The sequence below is a fragment of the Paenibacillus sp. QJM3NY_38 genome (assembly GCF_056173265.1).
This window is the reverse complement of the sequence record NZ_CM149665.1, coordinates 6917859-6938635: the sequence shown is the minus strand read 5'-3', so window position 1 is coordinate 6938635 and position 20777 is coordinate 6917859. Positions and strand designations below refer to the sequence as shown.

Annotated in this window: 14 protein-coding genes; 8 read left to right on the top strand and 6 right to left on the bottom strand. The window is 52.3% G+C overall.

The genetic code is table 11. The features are described 5' to 3' along the window. Positions 1-203: 203 nt before the first annotated feature. Positions 204-1238, bottom strand: coding sequence for a glycoside hydrolase family 18 protein (locus AC0VZ8_RS32205; protein WP_475485500.1), 1035 nt, complete (start codon positions 1236-1238; stop codon positions 204-206). A gap of 423 nt (positions 1239-1661) precedes the next feature. Here AC0VZ8_RS32205 and AC0VZ8_RS32200 point away from each other — a divergent pair, with 423 nt between their 5' ends. The 8 genes from AC0VZ8_RS32200 to AC0VZ8_RS32165 all read left to right on the top strand — a co-directional run bounded on the left by AC0VZ8_RS32200 (position 1662) and on the right by AC0VZ8_RS32165 (position 13057). Next, complete coding sequence (locus tag AC0VZ8_RS32200; RefSeq protein WP_071218755.1) at positions 1662-2633, top strand: ABC transporter permease; 972 nt, start codon at positions 1662-1664, stop codon at positions 2631-2633. Between the two features lie 15 nt (positions 2634-2648). Continuing rightward, positions 2649-3557: a carbohydrate ABC transporter permease gene (locus AC0VZ8_RS32195; RefSeq protein WP_475485499.1), complete on the top strand. Its 909-nt coding sequence runs from the start codon at positions 2649-2651 to the stop codon at positions 3555-3557. A gap of 42 nt (positions 3558-3599) precedes the next feature. Continuing rightward, on the top strand, positions 3600-5210 hold the full coding sequence (locus AC0VZ8_RS32190; RefSeq protein WP_015737871.1) for an extracellular solute-binding protein: 1611 nt from the start codon (positions 3600-3602) through the stop codon (positions 5208-5210). A 147-nt stretch (positions 5211-5357) separates the two neighbouring features. Beyond that, positions 5358-6743, top strand: a complete 1386-nt coding sequence (locus AC0VZ8_RS32185) for an alpha-L-fucosidase (protein ID WP_475485498.1) — start codon at positions 5358-5360, stop codon at positions 6741-6743. Between the two features lie 246 nt (positions 6744-6989). Next, the gene (locus AC0VZ8_RS32180) at positions 6990-8276 is read left to right on the top strand and encodes an alpha-L-fucosidase (protein ID WP_475485497.1); all 1287 of its coding nucleotides are present in this window, start codon (positions 6990-6992) and stop codon (positions 8274-8276) included. Between the two features lie 63 nt (positions 8277-8339). Next, positions 8340-9362 carry a carbohydrate-binding family 9-like protein gene (locus AC0VZ8_RS32175; RefSeq protein WP_475485496.1) on the top strand — a complete coding sequence of 341 codons (1023 nt, stop codon included), beginning with the start codon at positions 8340-8342 and terminating at the stop codon, positions 9360-9362. Positions 9363-9370: 8 nt separating this feature from the next. After that, positions 9371-11989 (top strand): transglutaminase domain-containing protein, encoded by a 2619-nt coding sequence (locus AC0VZ8_RS32170; protein WP_475485495.1) that lies wholly within the window; start codon positions 9371-9373, stop codon positions 11987-11989. A gap of 21 nt (positions 11990-12010) precedes the next feature. Then, positions 12011-13057, top strand: coding sequence for a glycoside hydrolase family 18 protein (locus AC0VZ8_RS32165; protein WP_071218762.1), 1047 nt, complete (start codon positions 12011-12013; stop codon positions 13055-13057). A 232-nt stretch (positions 13058-13289) separates the two neighbouring features. Here the strand turns inward: AC0VZ8_RS32165 and AC0VZ8_RS32160 are convergent, their stop codons facing one another. The 5 genes from AC0VZ8_RS32160 to AC0VZ8_RS32140 all read right to left on the bottom strand — a co-directional run bounded on the left by AC0VZ8_RS32160 (position 13290) and on the right by AC0VZ8_RS32140 (position 20571). Next, complete coding sequence (locus AC0VZ8_RS32160; protein WP_475485494.1) at positions 13290-15590, bottom strand: helix-turn-helix domain-containing protein; 2301 nt, start codon at positions 15588-15590, stop codon at positions 13290-13292. 440 nt (positions 15591-16030) lie between these two features. Continuing rightward, positions 16031-17608 (bottom strand): amidase, encoded by a 1578-nt coding sequence (locus AC0VZ8_RS32155; RefSeq protein WP_475485493.1) that lies wholly within the window; start codon positions 17606-17608, stop codon positions 16031-16033. A 361-nt stretch (positions 17609-17969) separates the two neighbouring features. Further along, positions 17970-18743: a twin-arginine translocase subunit TatC gene (tatC, locus tag AC0VZ8_RS32150; protein ID WP_074961809.1), complete on the bottom strand. Its 774-nt coding sequence runs from the start codon at positions 18741-18743 to the stop codon at positions 17970-17972. Then, the gene (tatA, locus tag AC0VZ8_RS32145) at positions 18700-18921 is read right to left on the bottom strand and encodes a twin-arginine translocase TatA/TatE family subunit (protein WP_071218765.1); all 222 of its coding nucleotides are present in this window, start codon (positions 18919-18921) and stop codon (positions 18700-18702) included. Before tatA ends, tatC begins: the two co-directional genes overlap by 44 nt. Before the next feature lie 24 nt (positions 18922-18945). Next, positions 18946-20571: a PhoX family protein gene (locus tag AC0VZ8_RS32140; RefSeq protein ID WP_475487794.1), complete on the bottom strand. Its 1626-nt coding sequence runs from the start codon at positions 20569-20571 to the stop codon at positions 18946-18948. Positions 20572-20777: the final 206 nt, after the last annotated feature.

Sequence of the window (20777 nt, the reverse complement as noted above, 5' to 3'; positions counted from 1 at the left end):
AGCCAAGACATTGCAGCGCAGCAATGCGGAGTTAGCAATATGATAGAAAACATAACGTGTTATCTGTCGACATCCTCCGGTTTGCGTAAGCAATGATATGAAAAGGACTCCTTCACCATTAGGAAAGAGTCCGAACGAATAGCGACATAAAGACACCTGGAGGGGAGTGAAACTGTTACAACTTAGGCGGTCCCCACTCTGTTCTATGAGTGGAATGCCTTATACATGGCATCCAGCAGGCTGTGTGTCGCATCACAGCTGTATTCCCAGAACATAATACCAGCCAAGCCTTGATCCTGTATGTATTTGCATTTATGAGTCAGAGATTCAGCATCATCGTAAGTAATGAAGCTGCTGCCATCGAATAAATAAGGCGCTTTGGCTTCGTCGTCCCAGTACCTTTTATAGGAAGGATTATTAAAATATTCGGCTGCGAGCTGGGTATAGGTCGGACCATAACCACCGGAGGATGGAGCGACCTGGAGGTATCCGTTGTTTACGTCCGGCACATCGTTCCACTTCCTAGAGTAGAATCCGGCGCCGATCACGATTTTTTCGCGCGGTACACCAGCCTGGGTAAACAGACGAACGGATGCATCAACGCTGATTCGGAACAGATCGCCAGTTGAGGTGTACAGGTTGGTGTGATGGCCCGTCAGCGTCTGGAATCCGCCGCGCATGTCGTACGTCATCAGCTGAATGAAGTCGAGATAGGGGTGGATATCACGGATATCGGTGCCATCTATATAATATTGATCGGCTCCGGCCGCGATCGTGAGCAGATAGTGTGTCTCGCCCCTCCCGAACTGATCCAGCGTTTCCCGAAGCTCCTTCAGGAGCAGCGTGAAGTTCTCCTTGTCACTTGGCGATGCGGCCGTCCCGGCAATCGAGTAGCATGGATACTCCCAGTCCAGGTCAATGCCGTCGAATGGAAATTCTTGCAGCAGCTTGATCGCCGATTCGCACACGTTTTGTCTTCCTTCGGGCGTGGCTGCAGCTTTCGAGAATCCATCGGAGCCCCAGCCGCCAACGGACAGCAGAACGGTTAACCGGGGATTGACAGCTTTCAGGCGCTGGATCTCGTGAATGGTGTTTGTATCGGTATACGTAATCTTGTTTTCTTGGATATGGGCGAATGCGATATTCAAGTGAGTGAGCCGCTTGGCATCTTCGGTCGTGATCATGGATAAGACCTTGCGCCCTGCGTAACCGGCTAAAATCCAGGAGGATGGCTGCATGCGTAATCCCTCATTTCTTTTAGAATATGTCAGTTTTGCTTTTGCGGTTTATTTTTCCAACTTACGGTCAGATATGACATCTGTCAAGGCTCATCCCGTTAGCCTGGATGACTATTTACCGGAGGGGAAGGGGTCAAAAACCACATGTTTTCCTGCTTGAAAACGACAATGACAGAAGTGGGTGGGACGTGAAATGCCCGTCATACCAGCACATTGAGCTGTTTTGAACAGACAATAGAAATGACATATTTACGGATCATGCGGCAGTCCATACACTTGGGATGTAAGCGTTAACAATTTCTGAAGCGGGCAAAGCCGCACGCTAAGGATGTGTGGTCAGGAAGGCTCTTTCTTTTACATTGAACAGGGGTGCTTTTCCGAAAAAAATGGCCGGATTTTCATTAGAAAAGGAGGGGGCAACCTATGCAGCAAGATGGTCAATCCGCCCTGACGCAAAGCTTATCGGTTAACACGATGCCGAATCGTAAGAAAAATACATTATGGAGGAGGATGATTCGAAACTGGGAGCTGTATTTGTTTATCGCTCCGGCATTTCTGTATTTTGTCATTTTCCATTATGGCCCGATGTACGGGATCCAAATCGCCTTCAAAAATTTCATTCCGACGTTGGGAATAACGGGAAGCCCGTGGGTCGGATTCGACCATTTCGAACGCTTCTTTAACTCTTATTACTTCTGGGACTTGCTCTGGAATACCTTGAGCATCAGCTTGTATGAGCTGGCCATCGGGTTTCCGCTGCCCATCATTCTGGCATTGGCTTTCAATGAAGTGAAGGATTCATTCTTCAAGCGTACGGTACAGACCGTCACGTATGCGCCGCATTTTATTTCAGTCGTTGTTATGTCCGGTATGATCATTACCTTCCTGTCGCCTTCGTCCGGCATGATCGTAAATTTTGTGGAAATGCTGGGCTTTCAGCCGCCGCAATTCCTGACAGATCCCGCTTGGTTTAAGACTGTGTACGTGCTGTCTGGCGTCTGGCAGAGCGCAGGCTGGGGTACCATTATCTATCTGGCTGCATTGTCGGGTGTCGATCCGCAGCTGCATGAAGCTGCCGTCGTGGACGGTGCGAGCCGATTCAAACGCATTCTGCATATTAACATTCCGGCGATTGTACCTACGATCACCATCCTGTTGATCCTGAACATGGGCAGCATTTTGGGCGTCGGATTCGAGAAAATCCTGCTGCTGCAGAACCCGCTGAATATGAGCTCTTCCGATGTCATCTCGACTTTTGTTTATCGTTCCGGTCTGGTTGACGCACAGTACAGCTTCTCTACCGCCGTCGGATTGTTCAATTCGGTCATTAATGCGATTCTGCTGATTGCGGTGAACCAAATCGCTCGTCGCACCAGCGAAAACAGCCTGTGGTAGAAGGGGGAATAACATATGTCATCCACGGTAAGGGAAAGCAAAGGGGATAAATTATTCCTGCTATGCAACTACATCTATCTGACGATTGCACTGATCATCGTACTGTACCCGTTGCTGTACATTATCAGCGCCTCCATCAGTGATCCGAAGTACGTAAGTTCAGGTGAAATGTGGTTGATTCCGAAAGGGATAACGTTTGATGGATATGCCCGGGTGTTTGAGAATGCCAACATTTGGATTGGCTACAAGAACACGATTATTTATACAGTGATAGGTACGATTGTGAATCTGATTGTCACGCTGCCTGCAGCCTATGCGCTAAGCCGCTCAGATTTTGTGGGCAGAGGATTTTTCATGGCGGTGTTCCTGGTTACGATGTTTTTCGGCGGGGGACTGATTCCGAGTTACCTGCTCGTGAAAGATCTTGGCATGGTCAACAGCATGTGGGCACTTATTCTGCCGGGAGCTGCGTCCATATGGAATATCATTGTGTCCCGGACGTTCTTCCAATCGACCATTCCGAAGGAGCTTCAGGAAGCGGCCCATATCGACGGCTGTACGAACTTCCGGTTATTCATCAAAATCGTATTGCCGCTCTCGATGCCGATTATTGCCGTCATGGCACTTTTCTACGGCGTCGGACATTGGAACAGTTACTTCAGTGCCATGATTTATCTGAATGATGCCGCGAAGTACCCGCTGCAGCTCTTCCTGCGTCAAATCCTGGTTCTCCAGGAGATGGCGGCACAGGGCGGCGGGGCGATTGACGCCTCATCCGCAGCAGCGATGAATTCCAAAGCGGAAATTGCCGCACTGGTCAAATATGCGGTCATTATCGTTGCGACACTTCCGGTTATTGCTGTTTACCCGTTCCTTCAACGTTATTTTGTGCAGGGTGTTATGATTGGTTCCGTTAAGGGCTGATCTTAAACCATACAATCCACACCAAAAAGGGGAGTTGTTGTCATGAAAAAGCTTCGCAAGGCATCATCTATTTTACTCTGCCTCACCCTCTCAGCAACAATGCTTGCAGCCTGTGGTTCACCTAAAGGAGATGGCGCTGCTACAGCACCGTCCGGGACGGCCAGCACGGAAGGGGTAAAGAAGGAAGGTTTCCCGATTGTGGATGAGCCGATCACGCTGACGGTCATGTCGCAGGATGCCGGTGTAGCCGATTGGAATACGATGCCCGTACTACAAGAGATGGAGAAATTGTCAGGCATCAAGCTGGAATATCAGCTTTCTCCGATTGACAGCTTTGAAACGAAGAAAAATCTGGTGTTTGCGAGCGGCGATTTGCCCGATATGTTCTATGCGGCGGATCTGAAGCCGGCTGAACAGGTGACTTATGGCAGCCAAGGCATCCTCATTCCGCTGGAGAAGTACATTGACGAAGGTTATGCACCGAACATCAAAAAGATATTTGACGAGAACCCGGATGTCCGCAAATCCTTCACAACCCCGGACGGACATATCTATGCCCTGCCGTTCGTTGACAAGGCTGCCGTATGGTACAGAGGCCCGATGTGGTACAACGGCAAGTTCCTAAAAGCGCTAAACGTGTCCGAACCAAAGACTACTGAGGAATTATATACATTCTTGAAACGCGTCAAGGAAGAAGATCCTAACGGAAACGGAAAGAAAGACGAGATTCCGCTGACTTCCGTCAAGCTGGATGACCTGCGCATGTACTTCTTCGGCTTCTGGGGCATGTACAACGAAGGCATCTATTCCGACAAGGATGGGAAAGTACACTACCCTTATCAGGAAGAAGGTTACAAAGGCTATCTGACGTTCATGAACCGTCTGTGGAAGGAAGAACTGCTGGATCATGAGACCTTCTCGCAAACAGGCGATCAGAAAAAAGCCAAGGGAGAAAACAATCAGCTGGCTCTGTTTAACGACTACCATGCGTACTTCACGCTCGGCGGCGAGCCTAGCAGCGAGCATCCGCTCATGACGCCGGTGAAGAGTGAAATCGCCGACTCTCCGGTATACGGCATGCATCCTGGTATGTCGGCAAGAGGCACATTCGCCATTTCGAGCAGCAACCCGGCTCCGGAAGCGACCATGCGCTGGATCGATTACCTGTACAGCTATGAAGGCGCTACGCTGTTTAACCAAGGACCGGAAGGCACCCTGTGGAAATTCAAGGATGAGGCTAACCGCGTAAAAGAATGGCTCCCAGTGCCAGGCGGTGGTGATCGTGAGGAGTATCGCGGCAAAATCACGCCGAACTACGGCATTTTGACACCTGGCGTCAATGATCCGGATGTTGCGAAAGGTCTTCGCACCGAATTCGATGAGTGGATCGATCAGCAGAATCAAGAGAAACTGGTGCCGATCGGTAAATCGCCATTCCCTAACGTGTATTTGACGAATGAAGAGCAGAGCGAGGCAACTGCGCTGTTGTCCGATTTGGAAACGTACGTGAAACAGATGGAAGCCAAATTCGTAACAGGTCAAGAGCCGCTTGAGAATTGGGATAAATATGTCGCGCAAGTCAAGAAAATGGGCAGCGACCGTCTCGTCGAGCTTTACCAAGGCGCATATGATCGCTGGAATGCCGAGCAATAATCAGATGCATATATGAAAAACAAAGAGCCAACGTATCCCGGTCGCTTCATGACCGGGGGTTGGCTATTGTTTTTAAGGGGCAGGCGAAGCCCGTTCCAATGAACTACAAAGATATCGTTATCAACAAATGACTATTGGAGGTACACCATGTCGGAGAACAAGCTGGTTGAGGAAGAGCAAGCGGTAGTGGAGCAGGGCGTGCATAATTTCAGCAGTGAGGACAAATGGGTCAAGCCGGAGGATCCGCTGCTTCTGGAACGCTTGGAATGGTTTAAGGACCAGAAGCTGGGCTTGATGATGCACTGGGGGCCGTATTCCCAGCTGGGCCTAGTTGAATCGTGGGCGCTGAGCGATAAAGACGCGGACTGGTCGCGTGACGGTATTGACTGGGACATCGATGCGGAGGAGCTTAAACGGCAGTATTTTGATCTGAACAAGACCTTCAACCCGCTTCGCTTTCAGCCTGATCTGTGGGCTGACCTTGCAGCCGATAACGGCTTCAAATATTTGAACTTTACCACCAAGCATCATGACGGATTCTGCATGTGGGATACGCATACGACCGATTACCGGGTTACGGGACAGGAATGTCCGTTCCATAGGCATAAACATGCCGATATCACGAAGGAGCTGTTCGATGCATTCCGCGCCAAGGGGCTCGGCATCTCCGCCTATTTCTCCAAGGCCGATTGGCATACTCCGTACTACTGGGCGCCGGGAATGGAAGCGGGGAGCTTCACTTCTCGCGGTCCTAGCTACGATCCGAAGAAATATCCTTGGCTGTGGGAACAGTTTGTCCAGTTTACCCATGAGCAGATCATGGAGCTGATGACCCGTTATGGCCGCATCGATGTGCTGTGGCTGGATGCAGGCTGGGTGAACGATTACCGGGACCAGAATATCCGATTGGGCGAAGTGGTAGAGAAGGCGCGTGAGATTCAGCCTTGGCTCCTCTCGGCGGACCGCACGGTGGGCGGGCCTTACGAGAATCTGATCACGCCGGAGCAGACCCTTCCTGAGCGTGCCCTTCATGTGCCTTGGGAGAGCTGCATCACGATGGGAACTTCCTTCTCCTTCCGGTACGAGGATCGTTACAAAACGGTGCGTCAGCTCATTCACCTGCTGGCCGAGATCGTGGCCAAAGGCGGAAATCTAGCGCTCAATGTGGGCCCGCAACCGGACGGAAGGCTGCCCGAGACGGCCATTTCACGAATGAAGGGCATGGGAGAGTGGCTGAAAGTCTATGGGGAGGCCATCTATGGGACCCGTGTCTGTGAGCCGTATTCCTCCGGCGCGGTCCAGTTTACCCAAAAAGGCGATACGACCTACGCCATCTATCTGTATCGAAATGAGCAAGAAGCTGTTCCTGAGGAGCTGCACATTCCGATTCAGACGGCGTTCAGCCGCATAGATCTGGTCGGGGGTCAGGAAGCGCTGGATTATCGCCGCACGGACGATGGCGTCGCGGTCCGACTTCCGGATCAGGAGCGTCAGGGGCTGGCGCCGATCGCGCATGTATTGCGGTTTCGTTAAGAGGCGGGTTATATAAAGTGTGTGTTCAAAAAGGTTGATTTTCAGCACCGAGAAGGTTGGATGAAGCTAGGGGGTGAGGAGCGGAGCGTACGTTTTGGGTACGTGAGCACCGGAAGGCCCGGCTGAATTCAAGATTCGATGCCGAGTTGCTTCCTGATTCGCTTCGTGATCAAAAGCGGACTTTTTTGAACAACCTCATAAACGTGTTTTTCACGTACAAGGACTTAAGAAGAGGTGTGGACAGATATGCAGAAATGGTTCGAAGAAGCCAAGCTGGGCATCTTCATTCACTATGGCATTTATGCCGTGGACGGAGTCTCGGAATCTTGGTCCTTCTATAATGGGAGGATCACGTACGACGAGTACATGAAGCAACTGGACGGTTTTACGGCATCGAAATTCAATGCGGAGAAATGGGCGGATTTGATCGAGAAATCCGGCGCCCGGTATGCTGTGCTGACAACGAAGCACCATGATGGCGTTGCGCTGTGGGATACGCAGTACAGCGATCTCAACGTGGTCAAGCGGACGCCGGCCAATCGGGATATTGTGCGGGAGTATGCGGAAGCAATCAGGGAGAAGGGCATTCACCTGGGCATGTACTTCTCTCTAATCGATTGGTCGCATCCGGATTATCCAAGCGTGTTTGAAGGAGGCCGGGTACCGGAGGATCTCAGCAGCGTCAACCCGCACACCAGTCCCGTGGACGGTGTTCAGGATCAGGAGAAGTGGCAGAAATTCCTGGAGTTTAATAACAACCAGCTGCGGGAGATCCTGACGAATTACGGGAAGGTGGATCTTCTGTGGTTCGATGGCGACTGGGAACGGAGTGCCGAGCAGTGGAATCTGCCGGAATTCAAGCATTACCTTCAATCCTTTAATCCGGATATCATCATCAACTCGCGGCTTCAGGGCCACGGTGATTATAAAACGCCGGAGCAGGGCATCCCGATCACGAGACCGGAGGGACCTTGGGAATTCTGCACAACGATCAACAGTTCGTGGGGCTATGTGCCGACCGATCATAAATACAAATCATTGAACCAGATCATTCGGATGTTCTGCGACTGCATCTCGATGGGCGGCAATATGCTGCTGGATATCGGTCCGCGCGAGGACGGCACCATCGATCCAAGGCAGGAGGACATTCTGCTTGGACTGGGCGCGTGGATCCGGACCCACGAGGAGGCCGTATTCGGAACGGGCGAAGGCATTATGACCCGCTATTATCTGGGGGGAAGCACGATTTCCGAGGACAGAAAGACATTGTACCTGTTTGTCTATGACGATCCGAAAGAGAATGTGTGCATCAAGGGGCTGTGCAACCCGATTAAGAAAATTACCGTGCTGCATTCGGGCAAGGAGCTTGCCCACGAGATCCATGGGGGCGTGCCTTGGTTCAATATCCCGGGGACGACGTGGATTAAAATGACTCCTGAAGACGCGCATGAGCAGGTGACGGTTCTTAAGCTGGAGTTTGACGAAGAGTTGGAGATGTACGGCGGCTCGGGAGCCGTTGTCACGCATAACTAACCATCACGGGAAGGGACGCGCTTAATAGGTGCTAAGCCTCCCTCATGAAGCGGAGAGAATGACATGAACAGAAGTGGTGTGCCGGAGCCAAGGATAGAGTATGCTCCCAAGCATTATATATGCAAGCGTGCGGGGCAGCCGCTTGTGCTGGACGGCCGCGTGGATAAGGCGTTCTGGGATGCGGCGGAGTGGACCGATGATTTTGTTGATATCGAGGGGGATCTAAGGCCGAAGCCGGGGAAACGGACCCGGGTCAAAATGCTGTGGGACGACGAGTATTTTTATTTTGCCGCGGAGCTGATCGAGGATCAGATATGGGCGACGCTGACGGAACGCGATTCGGTTATTTTCTATGATAATGATTTTGAAATATTCATTGATCCGGACGGAGACAGCCATCAATATTATGAATTCGAGATCAATGCCTTGAACACGGTGTGGGACTTGCTGCTCGTGAAACCGTACCGGGATGGCGGACCTCCGGTCAACGGCTGGGACATCAGCGGTCTTAAGACGGCGGTGTTTATCGACGGGGAGCTGAACCGACCGGGCGCGGATAACCGGAAATGGAGCGTGGAGGTGGCAATTCCTTGGGCTAGTCTCAAGGAATGTGCCGAAGGCGGCCGCCGTCCTGCACCGGGTGAGTTCTGGCGCGTCAACTTCTCGCGCGTGGAATGGCAGACCGAGGTACAAGACGGCGAGTATCGTAAGATGCTGAATCCGGAGACAGGCAAGCCTTATCCGGAGGACAACTGGGTATGGTCGCCTATGGGCATCATCAATATGCATTACCCGGAGCTGTGGGGTTACGTCGTATTCGCCGATGGCGAGGAACGCCAGCCGTTCACGCTTCCGGAAGACGAACGGATCAAGTGGGAGCTGCGGAGACTCTATTACCGGCAGCGAAATTACTATGAAGCCCATGGTGAATTTACGAAGGATGCAAAGCAGCTCGTGGGCGAGGATTCATGGAGCATCCAGCCTGTGATCGAAACGACCCGCAGCCTGTTCCAGATTAGCGCCCCTTCGTCGGACGGCACGGCTCTAATCTGCATTCGGGAAGACGGAAAGCTATGGAAGGAGTGAGCTTAAGGATGACCAGCCAAACCGCGGTGTTTTCACTAGATTCGCAGACACAAGAGCGGATCGAGCAAAAGTTCCAGGAGAAGGTAGTCTTTGCTAAAGCCCGCAAAGATCAGTTGTTTCATGTTTTTGCGCAGGAGCTGACCGAAGAAGAAACTTGGGCCCTGAAATATTTGTTTGCCTACATGCCGGTGAACGATATGGCCGACTATGATGGGGAATTGTTCTTGAGTCATGTGCGTCAAGCATTGGACATCCGTAAGCGCGTGCCTTGGGGCGAGCGTGTGCCGGATCATCTGTTCCTGCATTTTGTGCTTCCTTACCGGGTCAATACGGAGAATATTGAAGATTTCCGTGGTATTCTCTACAACGAACTGGCAGAACGGACGGCGAAGTTATCGATGGCGGATGCCATATTGGAAACCAATTATTGGTGTCACGAGAAGGCGACCTACATCGGCAGCGATCTGCGGACGATTTCGCCGCTGACGATGATCCGGAACGCACGCGGACGCTGCGGCGAGGAGTCCACACTGGCGGTGGCCGCTCTTCGAAGCATCGGAATCCCCGCGCGTCAGGTCTATACGCCGCGCTGGGCACATTGCGACAGCAACCATGCCTGGGTGGAAGCATGGGCGGACGGCCAGTGGTATTACATCGGGGCATGCGAACCGGAAGCCCGCCTGAATCAAGGCTGGTTCAGTCCGCCGGCCCGCAGGGCGATGCTGATCAATACGCGGATTTTTGCCGATTATCCCGGACCGGAGGATATAACCCTCAATGAAAAGGGATTTACAGAGATTAATTTACTGGAGAACTATGCGCCGGCCCGCACCCTTTACGTCAGCGTGAAGGATAAGCAGGGAGAGCCCGTATCCGGCGCAAGCGTTCGATTTGAGCTGTATAATATGGCTGAATTTTATCCGATTGCCGAAATCAAGACTGATAAGGAAGGGAAGGCATCCTTTAAAACCGGTTATGGCGACCTCTTGGTTCGCGCGGTCAGCGGCGGCAAATGGAGTGAAGTCCTGTTCAAGACCCAGGACGGCGAACATATCGAATTTGTGCTTGATTCATCCGAACAGCCGTCAGGGATCGTGGATTTCGATATGGTTCCTCCGCCGGAGGGAGAAGGAGATGCCGCGTCGGCGCTGCCGGAAGAGAAGATCCAGGCTCATAACCGCCGTCTGGAAGAAGGGACGAAGGTCCGGACCGAATATGAGGGTACATTCCTGAGCGAAGAAGAGGCATTCACACTGGCCCAATCATCAGGACTGCCTCCAGAGCGGGTATGGGACGTTCTTCAAAAAGCCAGGGGCAACAGCAGGGAAATCGCCGCGTTCCTGGAGGAGCGTACCGGCGAATATGGCGAGTGGCCACTGCGGCTGCTGGAGTCGTTGAACGAAAAGGATTTGATTGATACCTTCCGGCAGACGCTGGATGATCATCTGATGGGTGCGCTCGCTCAGCGTGCAGAGTGGGATGAGGATACCTTCGTGAAGTACATTCTGTGTCCGCGAGTTTCTTATGAAATGCTGGTTCCGTATCGACGCGTATTCGGCGATGCCTTTACGGCTGAGGAGGCAGCGGCATTCAGGAAGGATCCTTCTGCGCTTGCCGGGCGTTTGGAGAAGGGGTATGCATATGCAGACGATCTTCCTAACCTGAAGGGTAAGGGAAATCCGGCAGGCACATACAGTCTCATGAAGGGAGACGAGCAGTCGCTGGACATCCTGTTTGTAGCGGTATGCCGCAGTCTGGGGATTCCTGCCCGACTGCACCCGAGCGAGCAGAAGCCGCAGTACTTATGTGCTGAAGGCTGGAAAGATGCAATCTTCCGTCTGAACTCGCCGCGGAATCGGGAGAGCTCAAGCTGGGGGATGCTGCAGCTCCTCAGGGACCCGAAAGGCTCGCAGGACACGCCGGCTGCATCCTATGCCGAGAACTTTTCCTTCGCCCGCCTGGAAGACGGTGTGTACAAAACACTGGTGTATCCTTATGGCAGCACCGATGTTTACGATGAGCCATATGAGGTTGAACCGGGTTCGTACCGCCTAACGTCGGGCATCCGGCTGAAGGACGGAACGGTAAGAGTGCGCTTCACGTACTTTACCGTGCGTGCCGGAGACACCGCGCGCGTGGCGCTGACCTATCGTGAGACGGCGGTCGATATTCCGGTGCTGGGCACACTGTCTCCGGGCAGTACGCTTACCCGATTGGACGGAACGGGAGCCAATCTTAAGGATCTTCTGGGATCCGAGGGTGCTCTTGCTGCCTGGATCGAACCGGAGCGGGAGCCGACCAAGCATCTGCTCCGCGAGCTCAGCGAGCTGGCCGAGCCGCTGGATAAGCTGGGCTTGCCAATTGTGCTGATGATCGGGAATGCGGAGTGGACGGCTTCCTTTGATCCGGCAAGCTATCCGAAGCTGCCGGCACGCACCGTTTTTGTACGGGATTCCAGTTATGCTTCCTTGTCGGGCTTCATCCCGAATCCAGCAACCCATGAAGCCGGTTATCCTCATCTGTTCGTCCTGGACAGTCAGGATCAAATCCGTTATTCGGCTTCCGGATATAAGATTGGCACCGGGAAGGAAGCCCTGCAGATTGCGACCGCGATATTACAACCCTAGAAGGGATCGGAGTGAAGAGTAATGACGAAGTATATTGTGGCGGGTTACGCCGTCGATTCGGTTCTTCCCGACATGACGCATGAGGATCTGCTGAAGTTAACGCATCTGAACGTAGCCTTCGGTCATGTCAAGAATGATGAGATCACCACCGAGCATTTGAAGAATGGCGAAGCTGTCCGGAACATCAAACGGGATCATCCGAATCTTACGGTGCTTCTGTCGGTTGGCGGCTGGAGCGCCGGTGGGTTCTCTGAAGCCGCCTCAACCGAAGGCGGAAGGGAGCACATGGCCGCATCCGCCGTACGGGTGCTGGAGGAATACCCTTTTGACGGGATCGATCTGGACTGGGAGTATCCTTGTTACGGTGAGGCCGGCATAGGGTCGAGTCCTGATGATAAACGGAATTTCACGCTGCTGCTGAAGACGATCCGGGAGGCGCTGGATGCCAAGGGCTCACGGGATGGCCGTCATTATCTGCTCACGATAGCGGCAGGGGCTGATCAGTACTATGTAGACGGAACAGAGATGGCTGAGGTGCAGCAGTACCTCGATTTCGTCCAGCTGATGACCTATGATATGCGCGGCGGGTTCCAGGTTCTGACCGGACATCATACGAATCTGTACACGCCAACCGGTGATCTGTTCCGCATCAGCACGGATGCTTCCGTGAACCTGTTCGTTCGCGCCGGTGTTCCGAAGGAGAAGATCGTCATCGGTGCCGCATTCTATTCCCGTGTATGGAACGAGGTACCTGACCGGAACCACGGCCTTCACCAAATGGCCGGCAGCACGGGCGGTTATGGTCCGGCCTTTGCCGAGCTGGCTGCGGATTATATCAACAAGAACGGCTACATTCGTTATTGGGATGAGGAAGCCTGTGCACCGTACCTCTTTAATGGCTCCAGCCTGATTTCATATGACGATGAGGAATCGATTCAGTGCAAATGCGATTATGTGAAGGAACAAGGCTTGGCTGGGATCATGTTCTGGGAATACGGGTGTGATTCGACCCATCGCCTGCTTGGTGCTATGCATCAAGGACTTCAAGACAATTTGGCTGGGAAATAAGCTGGCGCGGTGCGCGATGGATCGGATCGCTCGATAGTGGACTTACAAACTTAAAACATACGAAAATCTCCCCTGAACGATACCGCTCAGGGGAGATTTCTATTTATATGGCGAAACCGCTACCGAATGCACTCTTCTTGGCTATCGTCCTATATCATTTCCGATGCACTCTCGAGACTATCGTTCGAAACCGTTATCCAATGTACTCCTTCAGGCCAATCGTCCAAATCGGTTACCCGATGTACTCCTCGTCTTCGTCATCCGTGGAAACGGCGGCGCTGTCGGGGCTGTGCATTTTGCGGTATTGACCGGGCGTGTATCCCGTCTCTTTCTTGAATTTGCGGATGAAGTTCGGTGTGTCCAGGTAACCGACCCGGGTGATGATATCCTTTAATGGATCGGTGGTGTGCAGCAGCAGCCGGATCACCTCGTCCATCCGTTTCTGCCAGATGTACTGGGTAAAGTTCATGCCGATTTTCTCTTTGAAGGAGCGGCTGAAATACGATGAAGAGATGGAGAATTTAGACGAGATCGTACCCAGACTGAGGTCATAATCCGTGAAATTGGCGTCGATATAAGCGACGATTTCGTCCATCAGGGTACTCTCTTCCGTCTCGCTCTTCGCCTCGACATGGGCACAGATTTCCGCGGCCAAACCTGCCAGCTTCTTCTCCAAATCCTCCAGCGAGTCGTAGGAGGTGACACGCGGCAGCTGATTGACCACATGATGGATACCAAGCTCCGAGGCCGTCTTCAGCATCGTATTCAGAATATCGAAGCAGATGCAGCGCAGCAGCGGGACGGACGGCATTTCCGTCTTCAGGTTATTTAATGCGGTGGATACCATCTGAACCGCCACGTCGTAGCTGCCTTGCTTCAAGCTCTGAACCAGCTTCAGCAGTACATCCTTAGGGACCCAGAAGGATGAATCCTGTGCGCCGGAACCGGAAAGTGCGTTAAAAAAGGTGCTGCTGCCCTGTCCGTGCAGCATGGATGCCTCCAAAGCGGTTGATGCTTCAATGAAGGATTGATTGAGCTGCTCCGGATAACTGTAGCGGTTGCCTACCCCGATCGCAGGAGAGACGCCTGTGTGCTTTGCCGCCATCGATTGCAAGGCCAGAGCGATCGGCTCCATACGGACGTTAAGGCTCGCTTCATGCCCGGTTTCCGCATCGAATCCGACAATGAGGGCCAGCTGATCGGGCTGTGGGAGTTCAACTCCAAAGGCATAGGCGGAGAAGGCCGGCAGGTCCACATCGTTCATGAGCTGCATGACGGGCCGCCGCTCTGGATTGTCGCCGATGGGAAGGCCGTGCGACTCCCACCCCATCGTTACGACAAAATAATGGGATCGGCTGAAGCGGATACCAAGCTTCTCCGTGTACTCGGAGGGGAATTCTCCCGTATGACCGTGCTTAAGCAGCATGAGCAGAATATGATTGCGGGCGTAGGGCTCTTGAAGATCCACACGCTGGCTGTAATCATGCAGCGTTTTCTTGATCCATTCCAGCTCGTTGCTGGATGTGGACGGTTCCGGTTCATTTTTCAACCGGATGAACTCCATTAAATCTGAAATCGGATGGTATTGTCTGCGAGCCAGCATTATCGCCAGAATGGTGCCCATCACCACCACGAAGGAGAATACCAAAACGACAAAAGTACGAATATGAACGATGCGGCTGAAAAACTGGTTGCTTGGCATCGCGGTGACATAGGTCCAGCCTGCATCGGATTTGACGGATACAACCGAATGCGGCTCTTGGTTCAGGGATAGGCTGTGCGTTCCGGGCTCAAGCGCGAACAGTGCGCTGACTTCCTGCTCGGTAATGGTTTCGCCTTGGTAGTTGGCGGCCAGCACTTGCCCGTAATTATCGAATATATAAGTCATCCCATGGTAGTCGCTGAGGATGGAGTCGATCAATCCGGTCAGATTGGACTCATGAATCAGGTACATGACGGTTCCATGGGCAGGCGTGTTGTTGGGTGCGATCGGCACAAGGTATGCCAGCATGGAATTTTGGATTTTGGTTCCCTGAACCACTTGCTCCGCCGGACGCATGGTTGGAATCGGGACGGAGTTTAAATCACGCACCATCTCCGTTTCGTTCCAGCTGTTGAATTTGTAGCGGTCGGTGAAGACGTTCAGATTCTCAAAGCCCTGTGACGAATAAATGCTGTTATCTCCGCGGAAGAACAGGAACAGCTCATCAATAATGGAGCTGGTGGCTTTGTATTTGACCAAGGCCCCGATAGATTCGCGGCTGTAATAAGGATGGTGAGTCCAATAACGGGTCAACTGCTCATCGTAGGCGATTCGAAAGGCAATGTCCTGCAGTTCTTTCATGCGCTCATCAATGACCGTTTTAGCCTGGGTCAATTGATTGACGTTGGTCTGCTCGATCTCGGAACGGAGTGTATTCACGGCATTGTGATAAATAATGATAGTTAATATAACAAGAGGTATCAGAAAAATGGAAATGTAGGACAGTGTGTATTTAAGCAGAAGCTTGGACTTGAAGTGATTCCATTTCATATCTGCAACCTCCCGGTATTTTAAGATTATGGAATGATAAGTTTACAGCGACGCTGAACCATTCGATAATCGATAAGAAAATCTCCTCTGGGCATAAGTCTATCATCTGTGAAGGTACGCCGATAGACGTTTGACTATTTCCATCTTCTGATAGCGCTATCATAAATAAAGGCAAGGCTGTAGCTTTCATGAATAGCCGCCGGATGTTCCTAATGAAAATACTAGGAGAACTTGACTAATAAATCAATGGATCATTTCTAAAATTAATTGGGAACATGCCGATAATTCAAAATAGGAATGTAAATAACGTAGGGTAAAGGATCCTTATAGGCCGTTGCCGTGCTTCTATGGACGGGCTTGTCTTATCATTGCATACGTTGCTTGAAAAAACCGGAGCCGCTGCGGCTCCGGTTGATTTGGGTTAGCTGATCAGGCAGGTATTAAGGCTTGGCGACAAGCGTTGGGGCGACGCGATGTTTCGTCGACTGCTCGTAATCGTAGGCCATGCCGAGCAAGTCAGCTTCGCTCCACATTTTGCCGACAAAAGCGATGGAGAACGGAGAACCGCTTTTATAATATCCAGCCGGCACCGTGACGAGAGGAACGCCCGCGATGTTGATCTCGGGAACGGTAGTGTCAGCGATTTTGTCCTCGCTGTGAAGCAGCGGCGTTTCCTTATACATCTGAGGGAATACAAGTGCGTCCAGCTTGTGTTGATCCATCACGTCGTTAAAAATATGGAGATATTTCGTTCGGATTTCCGTGAATTTTGAGAGATCAGGGACGGAGCCAGGATTCTTCAGGGCTTCCGGATACCTAGCGAGCGCCGATGGAGTCTCGCCCGTCTTCTTGATCAGTTCATCCACCGACTGAATAGCTGCATTCGGACCCAGGCGCTTCAGATACTGCTCCATATCGTACACAATCGATTCAATACCGATGGAGCCTGACGACTTGGCGAAATCGGCAAATTCCGTATTGGCGAACGGATCGGTAACCACGATGGCTCCCTGGCTCTCCAGTTCCTTCACGGCTCGGTCATATAGCTTTTGGGTTTCCGCCGTCAGTTCTTCGCCAAGCCACCCCGGACCATAAAGACCGATGCGTTTGTTCTTGAGGGTCAACGGATTCAGCTTGGAGGTGTAGCCTTTTTTGGGAATGTTGCCGATCGATGCAACGGTCTTGGCATCCTCGGCCGTGTAGCCTGCGATGACGTCCAACATGACGGCGGCGTCGTGAACCGTACGGGCATGTGGGCCGACAACGTCTCTGGTGCTCCCGGCGAGAGGGACAACCCCGGCATTCGGAACCAATCCGAAGGTTGGCTTGATGCCGACCAGAGCCTGCGCTGCCGCCGGATTCTGGATCGATCCGCCGGTTTCTTCGGCAATGCCGAGCACGGCAAAATTGCCTGATATGGACATCGCCGTGCCGGAGCTGCTGGCGCCCGGGACTAGCTTCCGGTCGATGGCGTTATAGGTGTCGCCGGCCCAGCTGGAGCTGGCGCGCGTACCGTCGGAGCTGAATGCCGGGATATTGGTCTTGCCCAGTATAATGGCACCGGCCGCCTTCAAGCGGGCAACGACGGGGGCGTCCTTCTCCGGGATCAGCTCGATTCCGCCGAGCTCTTTGCTGAGCGGGGCCCAGCCGAAGGTGGACGGGAAGCCGGCGACGTCGACGGCTTCCTTGATGACAATCGGCACACCTGCAAGGGGGCCGAGTTTCTCGCCGGCCGCCCGACGCCGGTCAACCTCGGTGGCTTCCTGAAGTGCGCCCGCATTCATCATGGTGAACGCATTGTAATTGGATTCATAGATGCCGATCCGGTCGAGGTATGCCTTCACAACCTCTTCGGTCTTGAACGTTCCCTCCGCGTACCCCTTCTCAAGCTCCTTTAATGTAATTTCCTCATAGGCAAACCGTTCAGCTGCCGCAGCGGTTATGCTGTTCATGGCCAATGCAAGCAGGAGCGCCATGGACAATACGCGTTTGAACATCTTGGTTTGTTTTTTCATCATTCATCATCTCCCCCATTCGTTGTTTTTTCGCATCTCCCATGCGATCTTAGAGACTATCAAGGAACTGAACGCATCAATGTTAGTATTAATAACATTGATATGACAGTAACTGAGTGGTTTAGAATATTTCACCTCCTGGTTCATAATGTTTTAGTGACAAGATAGTGTTGGATTCTTTGTTATTTAGTAAAGTTAAGGTTTTTTTTGGAAGGTGTCAATCATTTTATGAGATTTTAATGAAAAACAATGTCAGATAATATAACATAAAAAAAGAACCCGCAGCCAGAACAACCTGCTTGCTTAGGTTGTCAGTCACGGGTTCTTCAAGGTTCCGTCCTACTTCGGGGGAAACGGACGTGTATTAGGTTGCGCTGCCCTCTGCTTGAGAGAGCTGCAGCTGCTTGCGATAGATGAATCTGGAGATCGAAACGCTGATTTCGTACAGCAGGAACAGCGGGACGATTACGATCAAATCGGACATGATATCCGGCGGCGTGATAGTGACGGCCACGATGCAGAGCAGGAAGTAGGCTGATTTGCGCATCTTCGCCAGCCGATGCGGATTCACGATGCCGAGCTTCGTCAGAAAAACGACGATGGCGGGCATTTCGAACAGGAATCCGAATGGAACGGTCATATGAATCATGAACGTGAAGTATTTTTGCGCGGTGTACATCGTTTGGAATGCCCCTTCGGCCATACGCTGCATGAACTGCAGCACCATCGGGAACAGCACGAAGTATCCAAAGCAGATGCCGGCAACGAATAACACGCTGATCACAGGAATGAGCAGCACGGCCGAGCGGTGAGTCCCATCCGGCAGCGCCGGCTGCACGAACCGCCATATTTGATAAGCGGCAATGGGAAGTGTGACGGTGACGGCCACAACGCCCGCAATGATCATATACACCCACATGACTTCAGAGGGACCGAGCAGAACGAGCTGCTTGTCCATGCCTCGTACCAGCCAGTGATAGATCTTCTCGACGTAGATGAAGGCAGCCACCATCGCGACGAGAAACGCAATCAGCGTGCGGATCAGGCGCTTCCGCATTTCTTCCAGATGCTCGATCGCGCTCTGGTCGTTCGGATTAGCTGTTCTGCTTATTGACCGCTGCAGCAGGTTGCGGAGCATCGTCTTTTTTTCCATTCTCGTCGTCTCCGTTCATCAAGCCACGGGTTGCGCCCTTGAATTCGCTTAAGGTCCGCCCGAATGCGCGACCGAGCTCAGGAAGCTTGGATGGACCGAATATGATGAGTGCGATAATCAAGATAAGAATTAAACCGCCAATTCCGATATTGCCAAACGGCATGATCCTCGCTCCTTTCGATTGGTATTATTCCAGTTTGAAGCCGCTAATTGCCACGACAGCGCAGCGCGCCATGTTTTCGCCGGAGCGGTGAGGCCATGTGCTGGTTGGTTTGCTGAGGTCCTCCGTATTCTCGCCCGGGTGTTGAACGGACAGGAAGAGCGTCTGCTCGTCGGGGGTGAAGAATGGGCCGGTAAGCTCGGACTCTACCGGACCGGAGGCGAATTGAAGCGCGACTCCTTGATCCGGCCCGCTTGTTGGAATTACAAACAGTCCGTTGTTCATAAAGGATTTGTGAACACCTTTGTTCTGGCTGCTGCTGGAGATGTCCGTTACGACCCACAGATCGCCGTTCGAGTCGAACGCCAGGTTGTCCGGCGAGCTGAAGCCGGATTGGCGTCCGCCGGCCGCAAAGATTTCAAAGTCGAACTCCATGGCGGCCAGATCGTTGCCGGCTTCAAAAATGCGTGTAATATGGCCATGAATGTTGCCATGATTGTCGTTGTTCGTATGGCAGACAAACACCGTGTTATCAAACGGCGAAATTTCGATGTCCTCCGGACGGTCCGTCGGTGTTCCGCCGACAAGACGTGCAGCTTCCTGACAGTAAGTGACCACATCGCCTTGGGATTTGAATTTAGCTTTGGCCTCTTTATCTTCTGCGGCGGCCTTGTTTACAGCTTCCAAGGTGACCGGCATCCATTTGCCTGACTTCAGGTTGGCAACGTAGAGGGTTCCGTCTTCCAGAAGCGCGGAATTGGCACGGCCTTTGCTCTTGTCATACTTGTTGTTGCTGATGAATTTATAGACGCAGGCATCCTTCTTGTCGTCGCCCATATAGACAACGACCCGGCCATCTGCGGCAAGCCCCATCGCGGTATTCTCATGATTGAATCTGCCGAGGGCGGTGTGCTTCTTCAGGAAGGATTTATCGAATGGATCGACTTCGACGACCCAGCCGTAATGCGTATCCGGCAGGTTCGAAACCGCCGCGGTGTCCTCGAAATTCTCTTCGCAGGACAAGACCGTGTTCCACAGCGTGACGCCGCCGGAGCAGTTGGCAAACGTGCCGGTAGCCGTCGTGGCGCCTTTCAGGGCAGGGATGCCTTTGGCCGGGCCGGTGATATCGAATTTGCTGAAGCCGTTGATGCGGCGGGCATGGGTGGAAGTGGTGTCCATTTTCCATACACCCTTCTCATCACGGTATACTTCGATGACCGACATGCCTTGGTAATACAGGTTTTTATGGATTTGATCTGCCGTCATCTTCCCGTCCTTCACAGGTCCGATCGAGAAGATGGTGGAGTACTCGTGATTGTTGACCAGGAGGCCGCGGACATTGGACCCCTTAATCGGGAAAAATGCGTTGTAATCACAGCCGGAGCCGAATTTTTCGCCAGCCGGATTGATCACGTCATCGAAAGCCGCAATGACATCATATTTGAAGTTTTTAGGCAGGACGAGCTGGTCTGCTTTGGTTGGTTCGATTGGCTCGAAGTAGCCGCTGACCCGATTCGTTTTGAATCCGAACAGATGATTTGCGGTTCCGGACATGGCGGAAGCCTTCCCTTCCAGTACACCTAAGCCTGCGGAAGCGGCTGCCAATGCGGTTGCGCCCGTACCCAGATAAGACAGAAACGTTTTGCGGTCCATCGTTTTATTCAAGCTTATCCACCCCTAATGTATAAATTGCCATCAGGACAAGTTTATAGGGGAAGTGTTAAGGGAATATCATCGGTGAATGGTGGAATTGTAAAAATAAAGTAATCTAGGTATGATACACGGTTCTAATTTTAATAACTTGGCCTAACTGTCAGGTGATGGTGCCAAAATGAAAGATTCGGTTATTTGGGTCCCAG

Bases quoted from the DNA above. Each gene is read 5' to 3' on its own strand.
- AC0VZ8_RS32155 (WP_475485493.1), bottom strand. From the start codon at position 17,608: ATGATGAAAAAACAAACCAAGATGTTCAAACGCGTATTGTCCATGGCG.
- AC0VZ8_RS32160 (WP_475485494.1), bottom strand. From the start codon at position 15,590: ATGAAATGGAATCACTTCAAGTCCAAGCTTCTGCTTAAATACACACTG.
- AC0VZ8_RS32200 (WP_071218755.1), top strand. From the start codon at position 1,662: ATGCAGCAAGATGGTCAATCCGCCCTGACGCAAAGCTTATCGGTTAAC.
- tatA (WP_071218765.1), bottom strand. From the start codon at position 18,921: ATGCCGTTTGGCAATATCGGAATTGGCGGTTTAATTCTTATCTTGATT.
- AC0VZ8_RS32190 (WP_015737871.1), top strand. From the start codon at position 3,600: ATGAAAAAGCTTCGCAAGGCATCATCTATTTTACTCTGCCTCACCCTC.
- AC0VZ8_RS32185 (WP_475485498.1), top strand. From the start codon at position 5,358: ATGTCGGAGAACAAGCTGGTTGAGGAAGAGCAAGCGGTAGTGGAGCAG.
- AC0VZ8_RS32170 (WP_475485495.1), top strand. From the start codon at position 9,371: ATGACCAGCCAAACCGCGGTGTTTTCACTAGATTCGCAGACACAAGAG.
- AC0VZ8_RS32140 (WP_475487794.1), bottom strand. From the start codon at position 20,571: ATGGACCGCAAAACGTTTCTGTCTTATCTGGGTACGGGCGCAACCGCA.
- AC0VZ8_RS32175 (WP_475485496.1), top strand. From the start codon at position 8,340: ATGAACAGAAGTGGTGTGCCGGAGCCAAGGATAGAGTATGCTCCCAAG.
- AC0VZ8_RS32205 (WP_475485500.1), bottom strand. From the start codon at position 1,238: ATGCAGCCATCCTCCTGGATTTTAGCCGGTTACGCAGGGCGCAAGGTC.
- AC0VZ8_RS32180 (WP_475485497.1), top strand. From the start codon at position 6,990: ATGCAGAAATGGTTCGAAGAAGCCAAGCTGGGCATCTTCATTCACTAT.
- tatC (WP_074961809.1), bottom strand. From the start codon at position 18,743: ATGCTCCGCAACCTGCTGCAGCGGTCAATAAGCAGAACAGCTAATCCG.
- AC0VZ8_RS32195 (WP_475485499.1), top strand. From the start codon at position 2,649: ATGTCATCCACGGTAAGGGAAAGCAAAGGGGATAAATTATTCCTGCTA.
- AC0VZ8_RS32165 (WP_071218762.1), top strand. From the start codon at position 12,011: ATGACGAAGTATATTGTGGCGGGTTACGCCGTCGATTCGGTTCTTCCC.